We start from the raw sequence: 20,467 nt of genomic DNA, 5'->3' as shown, positions 1-20,467 counted from the left end.
CCAGGTCTGCCGGCTATGGTTTTGCCTAAAATCATGCGAAGTCTGGTTGAGACTTCTACAATGGGGTTTATCTGTCTATAAAGCATTTTCGCATTTTTTTGATGAGCCAGCCTAATTCTTCTGAAACCCCCCTTAAAAAGCCCAAGAAAGTCGTCATAGGCATGTCTGGAGGGGTAGATTCGTCAGTTGCTGCTTGGATGCTGAAGGAGCAGGGCTATGAGGTTATTGGCCTTTTTATGAAGAATTGGGAGGATGACGATAACGATGAATATTGTTCCGCCCGCCAGGATTGGTTGGATGTCGTTTCTGTAGCGGATTTGATCGGCATTGATGTTGAGGCAGTCAATTTTGCTGCCGAGTATCGTGAGCGGGTATTTGCCGAGTTTTTGCGCGAATATGCTGCAGGGCGAACCCCTAATCCCGATGTACTTTGTAATGCTGAAATTAAGTTCAAGGCCTTCTTAGATCACGCCATGAGTTTGGGCGCAGATGAGATTGCTACAGGTCACTATGCAAGAGTACGCCATGAGGGCGGCAGGGTGCAATTATTGAAGGCCTTGGATGCCACCAAAGATCAGAGCTATTTTTTGCATCGCTTAACTCAGCAGCAGTTAGCTAATGTTTTATTCCCTTTGGGGGAAATTCCAAAAACTGAAGTGCGCACGATTGCAGAAAAAATTGGTTTACACAACGCGCGCAAAAAAGATTCGACTGGAATATGTTTTATTGGTGAGAGACCATTCAGAGAATTCTTAAATCGCTACTTACCGCGCGTGCCGGGTCCCATTAAAACCCCCGAAGGAAAAATAGTGGGTGAACATATGGGTTTAGCGTTTTTTACGCTCGGCCAGCGTAAGGGTATTGGACTAGGCGGGAGCCAAGATGGCAACGGAGATGCTTGGTATGTCGCGCGCAAAGATATAGTCAATAACACCTTGTATGTCGTTCAGGGTCATGAGCACCCGTGGCTATTGGCTAATCGGCTTGAGGCCATCGATGCTAGTTGGATTGCGGGCACTGCACCCTCTCCTGGAAATTACTCTGCAAAGACACGCTATCGTCAAGCAGATTCAGCTTGCACTTTGAATCCAGGCGCTGAGCCCTTGAATTTCAGCTTAAATTTTTCAGAGGCTCAATGGGCAGTAACGCCTGGACAATCTGCTGTCTTATACGACGGCGATATCTGTTTAGGCGGCGGTATTATTTCCGCCTAATTGTAAAAAAAGAATTTATGCAGCGGGTGGTTCAGTTTCAATAAACGAAGGGCGTTGTAATAATTTTTGATATAAGCGGTCTAAGTTTGGGTATTGTGCTTGCCATTTGATATCTGGAAAACGCAGCAACAAATAGCCAACGGCGCATCCAACAGCAACATCAGCCAAGGTCATTTGATTGCCATGGCACCATGCATTCCCACCGAGTTTCTCGGACATTTGGCGTAGCGAGTGTTGAATTTTGCCCATTTGACGATCAACCCAAGCAGAGCTTTGTTGGTCCGCTGGGCGCCAAGTGCGCTCTAGGCGAGCCAAAATAGCGGCATCCATCACGCCGTCAGCAAGGGCTTCCCAAGTTTTAACCGCCGCACATTCACGATTATTCGCAGGAATGAGCTTGCTGACGGGGCTTAAGGCGTCGGCATATTCTGCAATCACGCGGGAGTCATAGATTGGCTCGCCATCATCTGGAATCAGGCACGGAACCTTCCCCAAAGGGTTGGAATTGGTAATTTTGGTGTCTGCAGCCCAAACATTCTCTAATTCAAGGTCTATATCAAGCTTTTTTTCCAAGAAAACGATGCGTACTTTACGTACGTAGGGGCTGGTAAGGGATCCGATCAGTTTCATAGGGCACAGTATAGCCAACCAAACTCAGGTTTACCCAGGCGCAGAACGCATTAAAATTAGGTTTTATTGAAATATCCAATGCAAAGGCAATATTCGTGAGTCAGCCGCTTTCTACCCTCAATGCCCTTTCCCCTCTAGATGGCCGCTATGCTGGAAAACTAGACGCTTTACGTCCATGGCTATCTGAAGCTGCTTTCATGCGCCAGCGCGTTTTTGTGGAGATTCATTGGTTGCTGGCTTTGGCGGGGGCGGGCCTCCCAGATGTACCTAAAATCAATGCCGCTGATGAAGCCTTTTTGCTTTCCTTGCCGGAAAACTTTTCTGATGCTGATGCACAGCGTATTAAAGATATTGAAGCAGTAACCAATCATGACGTTAAGGCAGTTGAATATTTCTTAAAAGAAAAAGTAGCTGGTCGCCCTGATTTATTAAAAGCGAGCGAGTTCATTCATTTCGCCTGCACATCTGAAGATATCAACAATACCTCGCATGGTTTGATGTTGCGTGGTGCGCGTGACGAAGTACTTTTGCCACAGCTTCGCAAAGTACTTTCAGTATTGACTGATTTGGCTATTGAGCATGCCAAGGTGCCATTACTCTCGCGCACACATGGGCAACCAGCTTCACCAAGTACTCTGGGCAAAGAGATTGCCAATATTGCCAAGCGTCTAGAGCGCGCAATTGAATCCATTGTCGCAGCCCCATTACTTGGCAAAATGAATGGCGCCGTTGGTAACTACAACGCACATTTGTCTGCTTACCCTGATTTTGATTGGGAGAATTTCTCCAAGAGCGTTGTTGAGAAGCGCCTCGGTTTAACTTTCAATCCCTACACGATTCAAATTGAGCCGCATGATGGTATGGCGCAATTGTTTGATGCGATTGCGCGTGCGAATACGATTCTGTTGGATATGGATCGTGATTTCTGGGCATATATTTCTGTCGGTTACTTTAAGCAGCGCACTAAAGCGGGTGAGATTGGTTCATCCACCATGCCACATAAAGTTAACCCTATCGACTTTGAAAATTCTGAAGGTAACTTGGGTGTTGCTAATGCGTTGTTGCGTCACTTGGCGGAGAAGTTACCGATTTCTCGTTGGCAGCGCGACCTCACCGACTCAACGGTTTTGCGTAATCTAGGTCCTGCATTTGGTCATAGCGTATTGGCTTATGACAGCGCACTGCGCGGTCTTGGCAAATTGGAAGTTAATCATGCTGCGATTGCAGCTGATTTAGATGGATGTTGGGAGGTATTGGCTGAGCCAGTACAAACCGTGATGCGTCGCTATGGCATTGAGAATCCCTATGAACAATTAAAAGAATTGACTCGTGGCAAAGGGATCAATCAAGCGGATCTGCAAAACTTTATTCGTGGTTTAAAGATTCCAGAAGATGCCAAAGCACGTTTACTAGAGATGACACCATCTTCTTATCTTGGCAAGGCGGTTGAATTGACCGAACGTCTCAAAAAGTGAGTGTGACTTCCCATTCAGAATACGGGGCGCGTCCTCTATTCTGGTTTGCTGTTTATCAACTGCTCTGGCATCTCTTGCTGCCATTGGCTTTTGTCCGTTTAGCTTGGCGCGCACGCCATTCATTTGCCTATCTGCATCACATCCCAGAGCGTCTTGGTTTTGGTTATGACAAACCAATTACCAAAGACTCGATTTGGATTCATGCAGTTTCGGTTGGTGAGACTCGCGCGGCTCAACCATTGATTGATGCCTACCTTGCGAGGGGCGAATCTATTTTGCTCACGCACATGACTTTAAATGGTCGTCGTACTGGTAAGCAACTCTTTGCTAAAGCGATTGCCGCAGGACAAATTCGTCAGGTGTATTTGCCTTATGACCTCTGTTGGTGCGTAGAACATTTCTTAAAAATATTCAAGCCCAAGTTTGGTCTCTTTATGGAAACCGAGGCTTGGCCAACCGTAGTATTTCGTTGTGCCGAAATTGACTTGCCTTTATTTTTAGTTAATGCCCGTTTATCAGAAAGAAGTGCTCGTCGAATCAAGCGCTTTGGTAAGGCCGGACGTGCTTTATTCCAGGCATTTGCAGGCGTTCTGGCACAAACCGAATTTGATGCACAGCGTTATCGCAGCCTTGGTGTAAAAAATGTTCTCATCACCGGTAATCTGAAATTTGATGTGCCCCTTGATCCTCAGCTAGTTTCTCAAGGAAAAGAGTGGCAACATGATTTGCATGCTACTAAGCGCCTCATGGTATGTGCTGCTAGTACGCGTGATGGTGAGGAAGGACTTATTCTCAAAGCCTGGAAAGATTTGCTCCTGAGCAATGCTTTTGAAGTACAGCCTTTACTTCTGTTAGTGCCCCGTCACCCAGAACGCTTTGCCGAAGTGGCTAATCAAATTCATGCTGCTGACCTCAAGTTTCGCCGCCGTTCTGAGTGGTCTGGCTTACCAAAAGATAGTGCAGGATTAGATGTGATCCTAGGCGATTCTATGGGTGAGATGCCCCTGTACTACAGCGCATCTGATTTAGTGGTGATGGGTGGAAGCCTATTGTCCTTCGGTGGCCAGAACCTCATTGAAGCTTGTGCAGCTGGTTGCCCAGTATTGCTTGGTGAGTATACCTATAACTTTCAGCAAGCTGCTTTAGATGCAATTGCGGTTGGCGCCGCAAAGCGAATCAAGGGTGATTTGCTCTTGGGAGACACGACTGCTTTAGTGGAGTCTTTAAAGAGCTTGCTCTTAAACTCCTCAGAACTTACCAAGATGAGTGAGGCTGCGAAGACGTACTCAATTGAGCATCAAGGGGCAAGCAAAAGAATCTTAGCTGCTCTTGATCAATAAAAAATGGCTTAAAGCTAGTTTCGCTTAAACCCGTGCTCCGAAGTTCGGGTCATCATTGCGAGCATTGTCATCTGGCTTTTTATCGCCCTTCACCAAATCTTCCCGAGTGACACCAAGCCACATTGCTAATGCAGCAGCAACGAAGACTGAAGAGTAAATACCAAACAAAATACCGATAGTCAGCGCCAAGGCAAAGTAGAACAGTGTTGGTCCGCCAAAGATGAGCATAGCAAGTACCATCATTTCGGTGCTGCCGTGAGTAATGACGGTCCGACTGATGGTGCTGGTAATAGCGTTATCAATAATTTCACGGGTATTCATCTTGCGATATTTGCGGAAGTTCTCACGAATTCGGTCAAAGATCACCACAGACTCATTTACGGAGTAGCCTAGAACTGCGAGGACGGCCGCCAATACGGAGAGCGAGAACTCCCAGTGGAAGAAAGCAAAGAAGCCCAAAATGATCACCACATCATGTAAGTTTGCAATGATGCCGGCAAGAGCAAACTTCCACTCAAAGCGGAAGGAGAGATACAGCACGATGCCAATAATCACAAATATCAAGGCTTTTAAGCCATCAATCGCTAATTCTTGACCGACTTGCGGACCAACGAATTCAACACGTTGCAGCTTCACTCCAGAAGTCGCTGGGTCAAGCGCTTGCATCACAGCATTGCTTTGGTCTGCAGAGGAAATCAGTTTGCCCTCAGCATCTTTTTGCAAAGGCAAGCGAATCATCACATCACGTGAACTACCAAAGTTCTGAATTTGGCTATCTGCATATCCCAGTTTTTCGACTTTAGAGCGAATGGACTCTAGCGGAGCAGTTTGAGGATAGGCAACTTCCATTACCGTACCGCCGGTAAATTCAATCGAAAGATGAAGGCCGTTTTGCCAAAGGAAAAAAACTGCTGCTAAGAAGGTAATCAAAGATATTGCATTGAGCACCAATGCATGGCGCATGAATGGAATATCTTTTTTGATTCGAAAAAATTCCATGGCTTATTTCCCCTGTGGACGCCAAACTTGGCCGATCGCGAGTTTTTGAGTCTTCTTGCTTCTGCCGTACCAAAGATTGACAAGACCGCGTGAGAAGAAGACAGCCGAGAACATTGAAGTCAGAATGCCCAAGCAGTGAACTACTGCAAAGCCTTTGATGGGGCCAGAACCAAAGGCAAGGAGCGCTAAGCCAGCGATCAAGGTCGTCACGTTAGAGTCCAAGATGGTTGCCCAAGCCTTATCAAAGCCAACGGCAATCGCAGTTTGTGGAGGTGCGCCGTTACGCAACTCCTCGCGAATACGTTCGTTAATTAACACGTTGGAGTCAATAGCCATACCGAGTGCCAATGCCATCGCCGCAATACCCGGTAAGGTGAGAGTGGCTTGCAGCATCGACAGTACAGAAATCAACAATAGCAAGTTCACAGCCAAAGCAAGGACTGAGAAAGTGCCAAATAATAAGTAGTAAGCCATCATGAAAATCGCGATTGCAGCAAATCCAATTAAGAGAGACTTGAAGCCCTTCTCAATATTCTCAGCGCCTAAGCTTGGTCCAATAGTGCGCTCTTCAATAATTTCCATTGGAGCCGCTAAAGAGCCAGCGCGCAGAAGAAGGGCCAAATCATTAGCGCTCTCAGTAGTCGGTTGACCGGTAATTTGGAATTTAGAACCAAATTCGCCTTGAATGGTTGCAATCGTGAGAACTTCACCCTTACCCTTTTCAAACAAAATCATGCCCATGGGTTTGCCGATGTTTTCACGAGTGACTTCTTGCATCACTCGACCACCAGCAGCATCCAAGGAGATATTGACCGCAGGGCGTTGGTTTTGATCAAAGCCAGCGCTAGCGTCAGTAATGCGATCACCGCTAAAAATCACGGATTTTTTAAATACACCTAAGCGGTTCTCACCAAAGCGGAAGGTATCCATGCCTGGAGGAGGCGTTTCGCCAAGACCAATCGAAGAAACGATTGGATCGGCAAGGCGAGATTCTAAGGTTGCTGTACGACCAATAATATCTTTGGCACGTGCGGTATCTTGAACGCCCGGTAGCTGTACCACGATACGCTCAGCACCTTGCTGTTGAATGACCGGCTCTTTTACTGCCAACTCATTGACACGCTTATTCAAGGTAATAATATTTTGCTTAACAGCGCTGTCTTGAATTTCTTTTAAGGCTGTTGGTTTAAATTCACCAACTAATTTTGGTGAAAGCCCAGTTGGTTTCACTTGCCAAATGAGCTCTGGTTGAGAAGTCATCAATATCGAACGCGCAGCATCGGCATCTGCAGTGCTGCCAAAATTAATGGAGATAGAATCTGAGCCGCGATCAATGCCTTGGTGACGGATATTTTTATCTCGCAATTGACTGCGGATATCGGTCGCTAAAGAAGTCACTTTCTTCTGTACTGCACCCTTCATATCGACTTGAAGAAGGAAATAGACGCCACCGCGCAAGTCCAGACCTAGGGGCATTGGAAGGGCGTTAATTGCATTTAACCAGCCAGGTGTATTGGATAAAAGGTTTAATGCAACTGTGTAATTAGGATCATTTTGATCAAGATTCAATTTTTGCTGCAAGAGATCTCGTGCACGTAATTGAATATCAGTATTGTTAAAGCGAATTTTGATGGAGCCTACATTACCAGTGCTCTCAAAAAATATCCCAGTGCTCTTGATATCAGCATCAGTCAGGATCTTTTCAACTCGAGACTGTGTCGCCAAATCAACCTTGATGGTTGGTTTGGCGGACGAGACTTGAACCGCTGGCGCCTCACCATAGAAATTAGGTAATGAGTACAGTCCGCCAATCAGTAATGCAACAGCGATAACTATATATTTCCAGAGAGGGTAGCGATTCATATCGAGATACTTTTAAACAAACGTATTAAGCAGACTTCAGGGTGCCCTTAGGCAAGACTGTGGTGATAGCGCCTTTTTGCATTTGCACTTGTGTGCCAGCAGCAATCTCAACAGTGACTGCATCATCCTTTAGCGCTGTTACTTTGCCAAAAATGCCGCCAACAGTGAGCACTTCATCGCCAACTGCTAGAGCCTCAAGCATTGCCTTGGTTTCTTTTTGACGCTTCATTTGTGGGCGAATCATGATGAAGTACAACACTGCAAACATCAACACCAAAGGAAGGAAGCTCATTAAGCCACCTGCATCTGCGCCCGCGGCTGGAGCCTGAGCAAAAGCATTACTAATCCACATACAAAACCTCCGTTAATTACCAATTGGAAACTGCTTTATTTTTAGGCCTTAAAAAGAAGCCGTAAACCCGCAATTCTAAACGGTATGGGGCTTTAGAGGTGATTTGAAGGGGTCAATGCCCCTCTTAGGGTGATTAATCCTGCCCAGGCTCGACGCCCCGCTGGCGATTGGCGTGGAATTCCTCGCGATAGGCGCTAAATCGATCCTTGCTGAGGGCTTCCCTGACCTCGGTCATCAGTTGAAGGTAATAAGTGAGGTTATGGATGGTATTGAGCTGTGAGCCTAAAATTTCATTCGCTTTTTGTAGATGATTTAAGTAGGAGCGAGTGAAGTTTTGGCAGGTATAGCAAGCGCATGTGGGGTCAAGCGGGCGATCATCGTCCTTATAGCCAGAATTGCGTAATTTAAGGTCGCCAAAACGCGTGAATAGCCAGCCATTACGAGCATTGCGAGTAGGCATGACGCAATCGAACATATCAATTCCTAGGCTTACGCCCAAGATGAGATCTTCAGGAGTTCCTACCCCCATGAGGTAGTGAGGCATATGTTCCGGCAATTTGGGTGCTGTGAAATTGAGAATTCTTTCAAACTCAGGCTTTGGCTCTCCAACAGATAAACCACCAATGGCAATGCCATCAAAACCTTGCTGACTCACAGCGTCTAAAGAAAATTCCCGCAAATTTTCAAACATGCCACCTTGCACGATCCCAAAGAGCCCATTACCTGTATTAAGTTCTCTAAAACGTTTGAGTGAGCGATCTCCCCAACGCAGTGACATTTCGAGTGAGGCACGCGCTGTTTTCTCAGAGGTAGGCTGACCCTTGATCTCATAAGGTGTGCATTCATCAAATTGCATCGCAATATCACTATTTAAAACCGCCTGAATCTCCATTGAAACTTCTGGAGACATAAACAGCTTGTCACCATTAATTGGGGAGGCAAAGGTCACGCCTTCTTCAGAGATCTTGCGCAATGCGCCTAAGCTAAATACTTGAAAGCCACCTGAGTCAGTCAGGATGGGCCTATCCCAGGCCATGAAGCGATGTAAGCCGCCATGTTTTTTGATGACATCTAAACCTGGTCTCAACCAAAGATGAAAAGTATTTCCTAAAATGATTTGTGCTTTGGCTTCATTGAGGTCACGCGGAGTCATCGCCTTTACAGTGCCATAGGTTCCGACCGGCATAAAGATGGGGGTTTGCACACTGCCATGGGGCAGGTCAAGCTGACCAAGACGCGCAGGACTTTGGGAGTCGCGCGCCAAAATATTAAAGTGAACAGGTTTGGTCATGGCTTTGTATTCTCAAGTCGACACAGAAACATGGCATCTCCATAACTGAAGAAGCGATATTTCTGATGAATAGCGTGTTGGTATGCAGCACGAATATGATTCATGCCTGCAAAGGCGCTAACCAACATTAATAAGGTAGATTTTGGCAGATGAAAGTTAGTTAGCAAACAATCTACGGCCCTAAATTGAAAGCCCGGGGTAATAAATAAATTGGTTTCACCACTACTTTGACCATTCAAAGCTTGGCTCTCTAGGGCGCGCAGGCTGGTAGTGCCAACTGCAATGACTCGTCCACCATGACGCTTAGTTTTTGCAATGACTTGTGAAGTCTTCTCTGGAATGGAAAACCACTCATAGTGCATCTTATGTTTAGAGAGGTCTTCTTCACGAACTGGGGTAAAGGTACCAGCACCAACATGCAAGGTAACTGTAGCCTGCTCAACTCCCAGATTATTTAATTGCTGCAGAATATCTTCGTCAAAGTGCAGGCCTGCTGTGGGCGCTGCAACTGCACCCGGATTTTTAGCAAGGACAGTTTGATAGCGCTGAACATCCTCCCCGTCGGGCTCATGCTCAATATAAGGCGGTAAGGGGAGTTCACCAAAACGCTCAAGCAATCCAAATACATTCTCTGGAAAGCGAACTTCATAAAAGCGTCCGTCGTAGCCAATCATTTCAACAGGAAAGCTCTCGCCAGCCTGGTTATGGATATGAACAATAGATCCAGTCTTAGGAACTTTGGATGCCCTGATCTGGACCCAGGCTTGTTTATCGCCGCTAATACGCTCGATCAGGAGCTCGACATTGCCTCCCGTCTCTTTTTTGCCGTGTAGTCGAGCTGGAATGACCTTGGTATCGTTAAATACTAATAAGTCCCCTGGCTTAAATAGGCTCAGAATGTCCTTAAACTGACGATCTATTAAATGGATATGATTTCCCCCATCAAGCTTGAGCTCAAGCAGGCGGCTGTCGGTTCTATTCGCCAAGGGATGTTGGGCGATTAGTTCGGCTGGGAGTTCGTAATTGAAGTCGGAGAGTTGCATAGCATTACCATCAGGTATTAGATTTTAACGATGACCACTAAGCCAGCGCCAAACACACTCCAAAAAATGGGTTTAGACAGCCCAATGGCCCTTGCTTTGCATCTTCCATCCCGTTATGAGGATGAGACAGAGTTATGTACTATCGAAGAAGGCTTGATTCAAGGGCGCTTTCACTCGGTACAAACTCAGGGCGTAGTGATTAGAAATCAAGTCCTTTTTCGACCTAGACGGCAGATGCTTGTCACTATTGAAGACGACTCTGCAACTTTGCAGCTACGGTTTTTGAATTTTTATCCAAGTCAGCAAAAGCAAATGGCAGTAGGCGCTCATATTCGTGTGCGAGGAGAGGTGCGCGAGGGCTTTCAAGGTCCCGAGATAGTTCATCCAACTGTGCGAGCGGTCACTCCAGATACACCACTGCCGACCAGTTTGACGCCAGTCTATCCAGCAAGCGCTGGAGTATCACAAGCTGCAATTCGTAAGGCGGTCACTCAGGCATTACGTGATCCAAGTTTGCATGAGAGTTTGGCCGAGTTTTTACCTCAAAAACTGATGGCTGAATTACTGCCCAGTAACGATTGGCCTAACTTACAGTCTGCAATCACCTATTTGCATCAACCACCAGCAGATGCTGATACACAGGCTTTACTAGAGCGGACCCATTCTGCATGGCGCCGCGTACAGTTTGAAGAACTCCTTGCCCAACAAATTTCTTTAAAGCGTGCACATGCCATTCGTCAAGAGCGTCATGCACCGAGCTTTAAACAAGCTGAAAAGGCTCAGAGTCTTGAAGTAGGATTGCTGAAGGCTTTGCCATTTGAATTAACCACTGCCCAAACACGTGTGTGGGATGAAATTGGTCATGACTTATCCAAATCATTTCCGATGAATCGCCTTCTTCAGGGCGACGTTGGTAGTGGTAAGACAGTCGTGGCCGCCTTAGCAGTAGCGCGTGTCATAGATCATGGCTATCAAGCAGCAGTGATGGCGCCTACTGAGATATTAGCTGAGCAACATTATCTGAAGATGAAAGAGTGGTTTGAGCCTTTGGGAGTTCAAGTTGCCTGGTTATCAGGTAGCTTAAAAGCAAAAGAAAAAAGATTAGCGCAAGAAATGATTGAGAGTGGTGGCGCTCAACTCATTATTGGTACGCATGCACTGATTCAGGAGAATGTAAGTTTTGCTAAATTAGGTTTAGCGGTGATAGATGAGCAACATCGTTTTGGAGTGCGTCAGCGTTTAGAAATTCAGCAACGGGTAGGCTCTGAATTATTTTACTGCCATCAGTTGATGATGTCTGCCACACCCATTCCTCGTACTTTAGCAATGACCTATTACGCTGATTTAGATGTATCCGTAATTGATGAGTTGCCGCCAGGGCGTAAGCCAATTACTACCAAAGTTGTGAAGGCTACCCGTCGTGATGAAGTGATTGGTGGTCTACAAAGCTGGCTCTCTAGAGGTTTGCAAGCTTATTGGGTTTGCCCCTTAATTGAAGAATCAGAAGCTTTGCAATTACAAACAGCTGTGGAAAGTTTTGAGCAGCTCACTCAGGCCTTGCCAGAATTTAAAGTCGGTCTAGTACATGGACGTTTAAAGGCAGAAGAAAAAGCAGCAGTGATGGCAGCATTTAAAGCCAATGCAATCCAATTGCTAGTAGCAACCACCGTGATTGAAGTGGGTGTTGATGTTTCTAATGCGGCCTTAATGGTGATTGAGCACGCTGAACGATTTGGTTATGCCCAGATTCATCAGTTGCGCGGGCGCGTAGGCCGAGGTTCTGCGGATTCAGTATGTATTTTGATGTATGCAGAACCTTTGTCTTTAGCAGCTAAAGAGCGCCTACAAACTCTACGCGAGACCTCTGATGGTTTTGTGATTGCCGAGCGCGATTTATCTCTTCGGGGTCCTGGTGAGCTGTTGGGTGCAAAGCAATCTGGTGATGCCATGTTGCGCTTTGTAGACTTGCAACGCGACGCTTGGCTGATTGATTTGGCTCAGCAGGCAGCAGAACGTTTGCTGGCAGACCATGCTGATATCGTTGAGCGTCATTTAGAGCGTTGGCTAGGCTCTCGAGCAGAGTTTCTGAAGGCATAATTCTGGCTATGCCACGCACTGAACGTCTTAAAGCTTACGCCTACTTAATCCGCCTAGATAAGCCGATTGGTACGCTCTTGCTCTTATGGCCCACTTTATGGGCGCTGTGGTTGGCAAGCTCGGGCATTCCGGATTTGACCATTTTGTTTATTTTTATAGTCGGTACGTTTCTGATGCGTAGTGCGGGGTGCGCCATCAACGATTATGCAGATCGTGACTTTGACCGTCATGTTGAGAGAACGAAAGGGCGTCCTGTCACTAGTGGAAAAATTTCTGGGAAAGAAGCGGTTGCTGTAGCGGCTAGCTTGGCCCTAATTGCTTTTTTACTGATTCAACCCCTCAATACTTTTACTAAGCAACTCTCAGTACTCGCCTTATTGGTAGCCTTTGTTTATCCATTCACCAAACGCTTCTTTGCCATGCCGCAGGCTGTGCTAGGGATTGCATTTGGTTTTGGGATTCCCATGGCTTATGCAGCGATTTTGGATTTCATTCCTTTGGAAGCGTGGGTCTTGTTTGTGGGGAATATTTTTTGGGCCATTGCCTATGACACGGCATACGCAATGGTCGATCGAGATGATGACCTGCGTTTAGGTCTGAGAACTTCGGCGATTACTTTCGGAAAGTATGACGTGCTAGCAATCGCTGTAAGTTATGGCATCTTGTTTGTAAGTCAACTTTGGGTGGCGCAACTAGCGGACTTAAGCAATTATTTTTTAGTCGGCTGGTTCATAGCTTTAGGCTGCTCAATGTATCACCTTAAACTCATCTCTACTAGAGGACGAGAAGAATGTTTTTTAGCTTTCCGTCACAACAATTGGTTGGGCGGATTTTTATTTTTGGGAATTGTGTTGGGACTCAGTATTCACTAAGCTAGTTTTTACCTAATTCATCGCCCATCGTTTTGCCACGCTGACTTGCTGCATCAATCGCTTTTTCCAAGATCTCATGCCAGCCATGCTGCTGCATGACCTCAAGTGCAGCTGCAGTTGTGCCGCCTTTGGAAGTGACGCGTTCACGTAAGATGCCAGCATGCTCATCGGAGTTGTGCGCTAGCTGGGTAGCGCCTTCGAGGGTCGCATAAGCTAATTGACGAGCAGTTTGTGCGTCAAGCCCCAGCTTTTCGCCAGCGGATTGCATGGCTTCCAAAAATGCAAACACATAAGCAGGGCCGCTACCAGAGACTGCTGTTACAGCATCCATCAATTTTTCTTCAGAAACCCAAACCGCTTGACCAACAGCATTACAAATCGTTTCTGCTAGGTCGCGATCAGATGCATTGACTGCAGCATCTGCAAATAAACCTGTGATGCCTTTACCAATCAGAGCAGGCGTGTTGGGCATAGCGCGCACGCAACGCGTATGGTCGAGCCAGCGACTCATATCTTTGAGTCGAATGCCTGCAGCAATACTCAGAATCAGTGGGCCAGGTGCGCTGGCATGTTTGAGTTTGGAGGCTAAGTTTTTGGCAACGACATTAAAGTCTTGTGGCTTGATGGCCATAACCACTACATTATTTTTTGAAAAATCGAATGCAATTTGTTCCAGGGCACCGATACCTTGAACACCAAAATCTTCATATAGCTTTAAGGCAGTGCTTGCATTTGTTTCAACCACTGAAATTTGCTTAGATTCAAACCCATTTGCCAATAGACCGCTAATTAAGGCGCGACCCATATTGCCACCACCAATAAAGGTGATGTGTGCATTACTATTCTTTTGCAGGTTCTTTTGTTGGCTCATTTGCTAATCTTATCGCGCTTCCCAAAAATAGCAGTTCCAATACGAACCATGGTGCTGCCTTCGGCTATGGCTGCCTCTAAATCATCGGACATCCCCATGGATAAGGTGTCGAAGAATTGATAGCCTGGATCAACCAAATGACTCGCTTGAATACTTTGAAAACAAGCGCGGACGGCAGCAAATGCCTCCCGCTGAATCTTGGGATCTGGGTTGGGTGCTGGGATGGCCATTAAGCCTCTCAGGATCACGTTTGGTAATTTGCTGATGGCGTCGCAAAGAGCCTGTGCATCTGCGAGCGGAATACCACTTTTACTATCTTCTTCGCTGACATTGACCTGTACGCAAACTTGTAATTCTGCCAAGTGCGGAAACTCTCCTCGCTGCGCTGATAGGCGCTCTGCAATTTTGAGCCGATCTATGCTATGCACCCAATCAAAGTGCTCAGCGACCTCCCTGGTTTTATTGCTTTGGAGTGGTCCAATAAAATGCCACACCAGCCAAGGACGTAGCTTTTCAAGCTGGATAATTTTTTCAACGCCTTCTTGGACATAGTTTTCACCAAAAGCCGATTGACCTGCATGCATCGCTTCTTCAATGGCAGATGCTGGAAAGGTTTTGCTAACCGCCAAGAGTTCAATCTCTTCAGGCTCACGTTTTGCAGCTAGGGCTGCAAGTTCAATGCGCTGCCGAACCTGCATGAGATTAACAACAATTGAATTCATCGGGCCTTAGATGATTTGCTAATCAGTTGATCGACGATCTCAATCCAGTGAAGCACTGGTGTGTCGTCTTGTTGGAGGTGGGCAATGCACCCAATATTTCCAGAAACAATGATTTGTGCACCAGATTCTTCACATGCTACATTTAGGTGGGTCAGTTTGTTCTTGCGTAATTGTTCCGAGAGCTCTGGCTGAGTGACTGAGTAGGTTCCAGCCGAGCCACAGCAAAGGTGGCTGTCACTACACAAGCGCACACCAATTCCCAAGCCAGAAAGCAAGCCTTCAACTTTGCCGCGTATTTGTTGGCCATGCTGTAAAGTACAAGGCGGGTGATAGACCACGCCTGGTTTTTGATCCGCGCCAATGAGTTGAACTAGCTCATTTTGTAATGAAGGCAAAATCTCCGCAATATCTTTAGCTAACTCAGAAATCTTTTTTGCCTTGGTAGCATATAAAGAATCGTTCACCAAGAGATGGCCATAATCTTTGACCATCACACCACATCCAGATGCAGTCATTACGATTGCTTCAACGCCTTGCTCAACGAGGGGCCACCAAGCATCAATATTTTGCTTGGCATTCTCTAGTCCACCTGATTGATCATTTAGGTGATAGCGCAGCGCACCACAACAAGTTGCATTGGGAGCGCTGATGAGTTGAATCTTGAGTGCATCTAATACTCTTGCTGTTGCTGAATTGATGTTGGGTAGCATGCCAGGTTGAACGCATCCCTCCAGAATCAGCATCTTGCGCGTATGTTGTGTGCCGGGTCTTGCATAAGGATCAGTTGTTTGATCTAAGGCTTTATTTTTAGCGAGCGGAATCTTGCGTTTAACGCTACTTGGCATGAGGGGGCGCACTAAACGACCTAATGCCATCGCGGAATTAAACAAGGCTGGCTTGGTTAAGCCTTCCTTGAGAGCCCAACGAGTAAGGCGCTCGCCTAGGGGGCGCTCGGGAGTATTTTCTTCTGCCCATTTACGACCAATATCTACCAAGTTGCCATATTGCACACCACTAGGACAAGTGCTTTCGCAGTTACGGCATGTTAAGCAGCGATCCAAATGTAAGCGGGTCTTCTCGGTCGGCGCTTGCCCTTCAGCCATTTGCTTGATGAGGTAGATGCGACCGCGAGGACCATCGAGTTCGTCACCCAGTATTTGATAGGTTGGGCAAGTGGCAGTACAAAAACCACAGTGAACACAATTACCAAGAATGCGCGCTACCTCTATACCTTCTGGTGTATTGGCAAATTGAGGGGCAAGTTGAGTATACATAGCAATACTTATGGAAGACGGTTAGTGGCAAATACACCAGCTGGATCAAATGCAGATCTCAGGCGTGCTTGTACTGCTTCAAGAGCTTTAGAGTACGCTTGCTCACTCAGCAAGGTGAAGCGCTCAAAAGAGGGATTAACCTTGCTACCCTGCCTGAAGCGCGTTGCATTACCACCATGACTATTAGCCAATTGCTTAATGGCGGTAAATGTAGCTTCATCACCAGCAGCTTTCATCCAGCGTTGTTGCCCATGCCACTCCAGCACGAGATCATCGCTGGAGTTGGGCACTGCAAGTGGGCCACAGGCTGCTGGAAGCGCTAAGCGATAGAGAGTTTGGTCTACGCCAAGATTGGTAAATGCTGCAAGTTTTTGCTCACGTAAATCTTTCCAAAAAAGCTCAGCTGTTTCAGGATCCATTTCCTTGGCAAGCACTAGAGAGCTCATTAAAGGAATGGCAGCTTTCACCGCAGCTGCAGCGCCTGCTAGGCGAATCGTCAGTTCGCCATCTCCATCTTTGCTATTCCCAATCCAGCAGCTAGCTGAGAGAGGAAAAGGTTGTCCTGCCAACTCATTCAGAACTTTCAACGCTTTCTCTTGAGAGAGTTGGCAACGTAGTGTTGCTGTTGCAGCAGGTTTTGGTAATACCTTAACTGACGCTTCTAGTAATAAAGAAAATGTACCCATAGATCCAGGTAGTAAGCGAGAAATGTCATACCCTGCAACATTCTTCATGACTTTGCCGCCGAAGGAAAGATCTTGCCCTTTGCCATCTAGAATGCGGGCGCCTAAAACAAAGTCGCGGAAATTACCGGCGCTGATGCGACCAGGACCAGCGAGCCCTGCAGCAATCGCACCGCCAAAAGTAGCATGCTCACCAAAGTGAGGTGGCTCAAAGGCGAGTACCTGATTTTTTTCCTCGAGAGCTGCTTCAATTTCTTGCAGAGGGGTACCAGCGCAAGCGGTAATCACCAACTCTTCAGGCTGATATTCCAAAATACCGGAATAGCTGCGCGTATTTAATTTTGTAAATTGATTTGGGTTGCCATACCAAGCTTTCGAACCGCCGCCCTCAATGGATAGTTGCACTTTATTTTTTGCTGCGTTCAGGACTTGTTCGCGGAATGCTTCAATCTGGCTGTTGGAGCTGGACATTAGAAGCGCTCCAGTTCCGGATGCGGTAGTTTGCCTCCACTAATGCGCATGCGGCCATATTCAGCGCAGCGACTCAGTGTTGGGATGCCCTTATCAGGATTCAGAAGTTTTTCAGGATCAAATGCTGCTTTGACACCCCAGAAAGATTCGCGCTCACCTTCGCCAAACTGCACGCACATCGAATTAATTTTTTCAATGCCCACACCATGTTCGCCTGTAATTGTGCCACCGAGCTCAACACAAGCTTCTAATATTTCGGTGCCGAATTCTTCTGCGCGATGCCACTCTTCTTCATCTGCACCATTAAACAAAATGAGAGGGTGCATATTGCCGTCACCCGCATGAAATACGTTTAAGCAGCCAAGACCGTATTTGGCTTCCATGCCTTGAATACGCTTTAGCAGAGTTGCAATGTGACGACGCGGAATCGTGCCATCCATACAGTAGTAGTCAGCAGCAATGCGACCAGCAGCGGGAAAGGCGTTCTTGCGACCACTCCAAAACTTCAAGCGTTCAGTCTCATCTTTGGAGATCCTAATACCACTAGCACCAGATTGCTCAAGCACTTTAGTCATGCGTTCAATTTCTTCGGCGACTTCTTCAGGCGTGCCATCAGATTCGCAAAGCAAAATGGCTGCAGCCTCTAGGTCATAGCCTGCATGCACAAATTCTTCTACTGCACGAGTGGTGGCTTTATCCATCATCTCAAGACCTGCAGGAATAATGCCGGCAGCGATGATTGCCGCAACAGCATTGCCACCTTTCTCAATATCGTCAAAGCTAGCCATGATCACGCGGGCTAGTTTTGGTTTAGCAACTAACTTCACAGTGACTTCCGTGACAACCGCTAGCATCCCTTCACTACCTAGAATAATCGCGAGTAAATCTAGGCCAGGAGAATCTGGAGCCAAGCTACCGAACTCTACGATCTCGCCATTCATGAGAACGCCACGAACACGCAAGACGTTATGAAGAGTCAAGCCATATTTAAGGCAATGCACTCCCCCAGAGTTCTCATTGACATTGCCTCCAATTGAACAAGCAATTTGAGATGATGGATCTGGAGCGTAATACAAACCTAAATGACTTACTGCTTCTGAGATTGCCAAATTACGAACGCCCGGCTGAACCACTGCAGTTCGAGTAAATGGATCGATGCTGATGATCTTTTTGAGCTTCGCTAGCGAAAGTACAAGACCTTGAGAAAGCGGCATGGCTCCCCCAGACAGACCGGTACCAGATCCCCGAGGCACTACTGGGATTTGCATCTCAGAGCAAATCTTCAGAATTTGGGCTACTTGCGCTTCCGTTTCTGGAAGGGCAACAGCTAAGGGCATACGCCGATAGGCTGCTAAACCATCACATTCATAGGGAATGGTGTCTTCAGGCTCCCAAAGGAGGGCATGTTCTGGGAGGATTGGGCGTAGAGCCGAAACCAGTTTGGACTGAAGGGCGCTAATCGCAGCAAGATCGGGGGGCGGGGTCACCATATTCATGACAACCATTTTAGCCATTTACCTATAATTAAGCTCATGGGAAATCGACTATCAAAAATCGCCACTAGAACGGGCGATGCTGGCATGACTGGCCTTGGAGACGGCAGTCGCGTTGAAAAGGATCATTTACGCATTTGCGCTATGGGTGATGTCGATGAGCTCAACTCCGAAATCGGTGTTTTGATGACCGAAGAGATCCCAGAAAGCATTGCTAATGAGTTAAAACCCCTCTTTTTACAAATTCAGCATGATTTGTTTGATTTAGGCGGCGAACTCTGTATTCCGAACTACAAGTTACTCAATCCAGAGCACGTAGCTCAATTGGATATCTGGCTAGAGAAATACAACCAGCAATTACCTCCGCTAACAGAATTTATTCTGCCGGGTGGTACTCGTGCTGCTGCACAAGCTCATGTATGCCGCACGGTATGCAGAAGAGCGGAGCGCTCGATTGTACGTTTAGGTTGGGAAGAGTCTTTGTATGACGCGCCACGACAGTACGTCAATCGTTTATCAGATCTTTTGTTTGTCATCGCACGCATTCTCAATAGAGCTGCGGGCGGTACCGATGTATTGTGGAAGCACGAAAAAAAAGAGACTAAGTAAATTAGTCTCTTCTACTTGCCCTAATTATTTTTTAAAGCATTACTTTTTCTTACTTCTGCGTTTTTTTACGGCCGCAGCAAGACGCTCCAGTACTTGAACTGAATCATCCCAATTAATACAGGCATCCGTAATACTCTTGCCGTATTCCAGCTTGCTAGGATCATCTTTTCCTGGGGTAAATTTCTGAGCACCATCGTTGAGATGACTTTCAATCATCACACCAAAAACTTGTTGAGAACCAGCTTCAATTTGCTTGGCAACGTCATCTGCCACCAGGATTTGACGCTCATGCTGTTTACTAGAATTGGCATGAGACAGATCAACCATCAAACTACCGCGAAGCTTGCCAGCTGCTAGCTCAGAGCAGGCTGCCTGAACATATTTTTCTTCATAATTAGGCTCTTTACCACCGCGCAAAATAACGTGGCAATCTTTATTGCCCTTAGTTTCCACAACAGAGACTTGACCGTTCTTATGAACTGACAAGAAGTGGTGTGGACGACCTGCCGCTTGAATCGCATCTGTTGCAATTTTGATGTTGCCATCGGTGCCATTTTTAAACCCAATGGGTGCAGATAAACCGGAAGCGAGTTCACGATGTACTTGGCTCTCGGTTGTACGTGCACCTATAGCGCCCCAAGAAATCAGGTCAGCAATATATTGCGGAGAAATCACATCCAAGAATTCGCTGCCAGCAGGCATGCCAAGACGATTGATTTCCATGAGTACTTGGCGAGCAAGGCGCAGACCTTCTTCAATGCGATAGGACTCATCGAGGTAAGGATCATTAATTAAACCCTTCCAGCCAACAGTAGTGCGAGGTTTTTCAAAATAGACTCGCATCACGATTTCTAATTCACCAGCAAAGCGTTCACGCTCGGCTAAGAGTCGTTGGCAATATTCCAATGCTGCTCTTGGATCATGAATCGAGCAAGGCCCTATGATGACGAGTAAGCGATCATCTTTACCGTGAATAATGTCGCGAATCTTTTTCCGAGTTTTACTGATTAATGCTTCAGTCGGCGTTCCGGAGATCGGAAAAAAACGAATCAGATGTTCTGGAGGTGGCAGAACGGAGATGTTATCAATGCGTTGATCGTCAGTATCCGACGTTTTATCAACGGCGGAGTACCAATTAGCGGGATTAGTATTTTGTTGGCTCATCTGG

18 protein-coding genes are annotated in these 20,467 nt (G+C 46.7%); 6 read left to right on the top strand and 12 right to left on the bottom strand.

What is annotated here, in order from left to right; all coding sequences use genetic code 11:
* Nucleotides 1-101 precede the first annotated feature (101 nt).
* Nucleotides 102-1,214: a tRNA 2-thiouridine(34) synthase MnmA gene (gene mnmA / locus ICN35_RS04740; RefSeq protein ID WP_216124710.1), complete on the top strand. Its 1,113-nt coding sequence runs from the start codon at nt 102-104 to the stop codon at nt 1,212-1,214.
* Nucleotides 1,215-1,229: 15 nt separating this feature from the next.
* Here mnmA and ICN35_RS04735 read toward each other — a convergent pair whose 3' ends face one another.
* Nucleotides 1,230-1,844 (bottom strand): glutathione S-transferase, encoded by a 615-nt coding sequence (locus ICN35_RS04735; protein WP_216124709.1) that lies wholly within the window; start codon nt 1,842-1,844, stop codon nt 1,230-1,232.
* A gap of 95 nt (nt 1,845-1,939) precedes the next feature.
* Here ICN35_RS04735 and purB point away from each other — a divergent pair, with 95 nt between their 5' ends.
* Both purB and ICN35_RS04725 read left to right on the top strand, forming a co-directional pair.
* Nucleotides 1,940-3,319, top strand: a complete 1,380-nt coding sequence (purB, locus tag ICN35_RS04730; RefSeq protein WP_216124708.1) for an adenylosuccinate lyase — start codon at nt 1,940-1,942, stop codon at nt 3,317-3,319.
* Between the two features lie 2 nt (nt 3,320-3,321).
* Nucleotides 3,322-4,659: a 3-deoxy-D-manno-octulosonic acid transferase gene (locus ICN35_RS04725; protein ID WP_370625658.1), complete on the top strand. Its 1,338-nt coding sequence runs from the start codon at nt 3,322-3,324 to the stop codon at nt 4,657-4,659.
* Between the two features lie 24 nt (nt 4,660-4,683).
* On the opposite strand, the gene secF is transcribed toward ICN35_RS04725, so the two are convergent.
* The 5 genes from secF to queA all read right to left on the bottom strand — a co-directional run bounded on the left by secF (nt 4,684) and on the right by queA (nt 10,207).
* Nucleotides 4,684-5,658 (bottom strand): protein translocase subunit SecF, encoded by a 975-nt coding sequence (secF, locus tag ICN35_RS04720; RefSeq protein ID WP_215295772.1) that lies wholly within the window; start codon nt 5,656-5,658, stop codon nt 4,684-4,686.
* A 3-nt stretch (nt 5,659-5,661) separates the two neighbouring features.
* Nucleotides 5,662-7,521, bottom strand: a complete 1,860-nt coding sequence (gene secD / locus ICN35_RS04715; RefSeq protein WP_216124706.1) for a protein translocase subunit SecD — start codon at nt 7,519-7,521, stop codon at nt 5,662-5,664.
* A gap of 25 nt (nt 7,522-7,546) precedes the next feature.
* Nucleotides 7,547-7,873, bottom strand: a complete 327-nt coding sequence (yajC, locus tag ICN35_RS04710; protein ID WP_216124704.1) for a preprotein translocase subunit YajC — start codon at nt 7,871-7,873, stop codon at nt 7,547-7,549.
* Between the two features lie 133 nt (nt 7,874-8,006).
* Complete coding sequence (gene tgt, locus ICN35_RS04705) at nt 8,007-9,164, bottom strand: tRNA guanosine(34) transglycosylase Tgt (protein ID WP_216124702.1); 1,158 nt, start codon at nt 9,162-9,164, stop codon at nt 8,007-8,009.
* On the bottom strand, nt 9,161-10,207 hold the full coding sequence (gene queA / locus ICN35_RS04700) for a tRNA preQ1(34) S-adenosylmethionine ribosyltransferase-isomerase QueA (RefSeq protein ID WP_216124700.1): 1,047 nt from the start codon (nt 10,205-10,207) through the stop codon (nt 9,161-9,163). The genes tgt and queA overlap by 4 nt, the downstream gene beginning before the upstream one ends.
* A 30-nt stretch (nt 10,208-10,237) precedes the next feature.
* Here queA and recG point away from each other — a divergent pair, with 30 nt between their 5' ends.
* Both recG and ubiA read left to right on the top strand, forming a co-directional pair.
* Nucleotides 10,238-12,304: an ATP-dependent DNA helicase RecG gene (gene recG, locus ICN35_RS04695; RefSeq protein WP_216124697.1), complete on the top strand. Its 2,067-nt coding sequence runs from the start codon at nt 10,238-10,240 to the stop codon at nt 12,302-12,304.
* An 8-nt stretch (nt 12,305-12,312) separates the two neighbouring features.
* Nucleotides 12,313-13,176, top strand: a complete 864-nt coding sequence (ubiA, locus tag ICN35_RS04690) for a 4-hydroxybenzoate octaprenyltransferase (protein WP_216124695.1) — start codon at nt 12,313-12,315, stop codon at nt 13,174-13,176.
* A gap of 1 nt (nt 13,177) precedes the next feature.
* Here the strand turns inward: ubiA and proC are convergent, their stop codons facing one another.
* Genes proC through ICN35_RS04665 form a run of 5 tightly spaced genes read right to left on the bottom strand, consistent with a single transcriptional unit; the run spans nt 13,178 to nt 18,702 of the window.
* Nucleotides 13,178-14,047 (bottom strand): pyrroline-5-carboxylate reductase, encoded by an 870-nt coding sequence (gene proC / locus ICN35_RS04685; protein WP_216124693.1) that lies wholly within the window; start codon nt 14,045-14,047, stop codon nt 13,178-13,180.
* Nucleotides 14,044-14,769 carry a YggS family pyridoxal phosphate-dependent enzyme gene (locus ICN35_RS04680; RefSeq protein ID WP_216124691.1) on the bottom strand — a complete coding sequence of 242 codons (726 nt, stop codon included), beginning with the start codon at nt 14,767-14,769 and terminating at the stop codon, nt 14,044-14,046. Before ICN35_RS04680 ends, proC begins: the two co-directional genes overlap by 4 nt.
* A complete protein-coding gene (gene glcF, locus ICN35_RS04675; protein WP_216124688.1) occupies nt 14,766-16,043 on the bottom strand; it encodes a glycolate oxidase subunit GlcF in 1,278 nt (425 codons plus the stop codon). Before glcF ends, ICN35_RS04680 begins: the two co-directional genes overlap by 4 nt.
* Before the next feature lie 8 nt (nt 16,044-16,051).
* The gene (gene glcE / locus ICN35_RS04670) at nt 16,052-17,197 is read right to left on the bottom strand and encodes a glycolate oxidase subunit GlcE (RefSeq protein ID WP_216124686.1); all 1,146 of its coding nucleotides are present in this window, start codon (nt 17,195-17,197) and stop codon (nt 16,052-16,054) included.
* Nucleotides 17,197-18,702: an FAD-linked oxidase C-terminal domain-containing protein gene (locus ICN35_RS04665; protein WP_255535709.1), complete on the bottom strand. Its 1,506-nt coding sequence runs from the start codon at nt 18,700-18,702 to the stop codon at nt 17,197-17,199. Before ICN35_RS04665 ends, glcE begins: the two co-directional genes overlap by 1 nt.
* Before the next feature lie 27 nt (nt 18,703-18,729).
* Between ICN35_RS04665 and ICN35_RS04660 the strand changes: the two genes are divergently transcribed.
* Nucleotides 18,730-19,299: a cob(I)yrinic acid a,c-diamide adenosyltransferase gene (locus ICN35_RS04660; protein WP_216124684.1), complete on the top strand. Its 570-nt coding sequence runs from the start codon at nt 18,730-18,732 to the stop codon at nt 19,297-19,299.
* A 39-nt stretch (nt 19,300-19,338) separates the two neighbouring features.
* On the opposite strand, the gene ICN35_RS04655 is transcribed toward ICN35_RS04660, so the two are convergent.
* Nucleotides 19,339-20,463: a 3-deoxy-7-phosphoheptulonate synthase gene (locus tag ICN35_RS04655; RefSeq protein ID WP_215295760.1), complete on the bottom strand. Its 1,125-nt coding sequence runs from the start codon at nt 20,461-20,463 to the stop codon at nt 19,339-19,341.
* Nucleotides 20,464-20,467: the final 4 nt, after the last annotated feature.

The organism is Polynucleobacter sp. es-GGE-1, from assembly GCF_018882005.1.
Lineage (GTDB): Bacteria > Pseudomonadota > Gammaproteobacteria > Burkholderiales > Burkholderiaceae > Polynucleobacter.
The sequence above is the reverse complement of the archived record's forward strand: the minus strand, read 5'-3'. Positions and strand labels throughout refer to the sequence as shown.

Bases quoted from the DNA above. Each gene is read 5' to 3' on its own strand.
- mnmA (WP_216124710.1), top strand. From the start codon at position 102: ATGAGCCAGCCTAATTCTTCTGAAACCCCCCTTAAAAAGCCCAAGAAA.
- ICN35_RS04735 (WP_216124709.1), bottom strand. From the start codon at position 1,844: ATGAAACTGATCGGATCCCTTACCAGCCCCTACGTACGTAAAGTACGC.
- secF (WP_215295772.1), bottom strand. From the start codon at position 5,658: ATGGAATTTTTTCGAATCAAAAAAGATATTCCATTCATGCGCCATGCA.
- secD (WP_216124706.1), bottom strand. From the start codon at position 7,521: ATGAATCGCTACCCTCTCTGGAAATATATAGTTATCGCTGTTGCATTA.
- yajC (WP_216124704.1), bottom strand. From the start codon at position 7,873: ATGTGGATTAGTAATGCTTTTGCTCAGGCTCCAGCCGCGGGCGCAGAT.
- tgt (WP_216124702.1), bottom strand. From the start codon at position 9,164: ATGACCAAACCTGTTCACTTTAATATTTTGGCGCGCGACTCCCAAAGT.
- queA (WP_216124700.1), bottom strand. From the start codon at position 10,207: ATGCAACTCTCCGACTTCAATTACGAACTCCCAGCCGAACTAATCGCC.
- recG (WP_216124697.1), top strand. From the start codon at position 10,238: ATGACCACTAAGCCAGCGCCAAACACACTCCAAAAAATGGGTTTAGAC.
- ubiA (WP_216124695.1), top strand. From the start codon at position 12,313: ATGCCACGCACTGAACGTCTTAAAGCTTACGCCTACTTAATCCGCCTA.
- proC (WP_216124693.1), bottom strand. From the start codon at position 14,047: ATGAGCCAACAAAAGAACCTGCAAAAGAATAGTAATGCACACATCACC.
- ICN35_RS04680 (WP_216124691.1), bottom strand. From the start codon at position 14,769: ATGAATTCAATTGTTGTTAATCTCATGCAGGTTCGGCAGCGCATTGAA.
- glcF (WP_216124688.1), bottom strand. From the start codon at position 16,043: ATGTATACTCAACTTGCCCCTCAATTTGCCAATACACCAGAAGGTATA.
- glcE (WP_216124686.1), bottom strand. From the start codon at position 17,197: ATGTCCAGCTCCAACAGCCAGATTGAAGCATTCCGCGAACAAGTCCTG.
- ICN35_RS04665 (WP_255535709.1), bottom strand. From the start codon at position 18,702: ATGGTTGTCATGAATATGGTGACCCCGCCCCCCGATCTTGCTGCGATT.
- ICN35_RS04660 (WP_216124684.1), top strand. From the start codon at position 18,730: ATGGGAAATCGACTATCAAAAATCGCCACTAGAACGGGCGATGCTGGC.
- ICN35_RS04655 (WP_215295760.1), bottom strand. From the start codon at position 20,463: ATGAGCCAACAAAATACTAATCCCGCTAATTGGTACTCCGCCGTTGAT.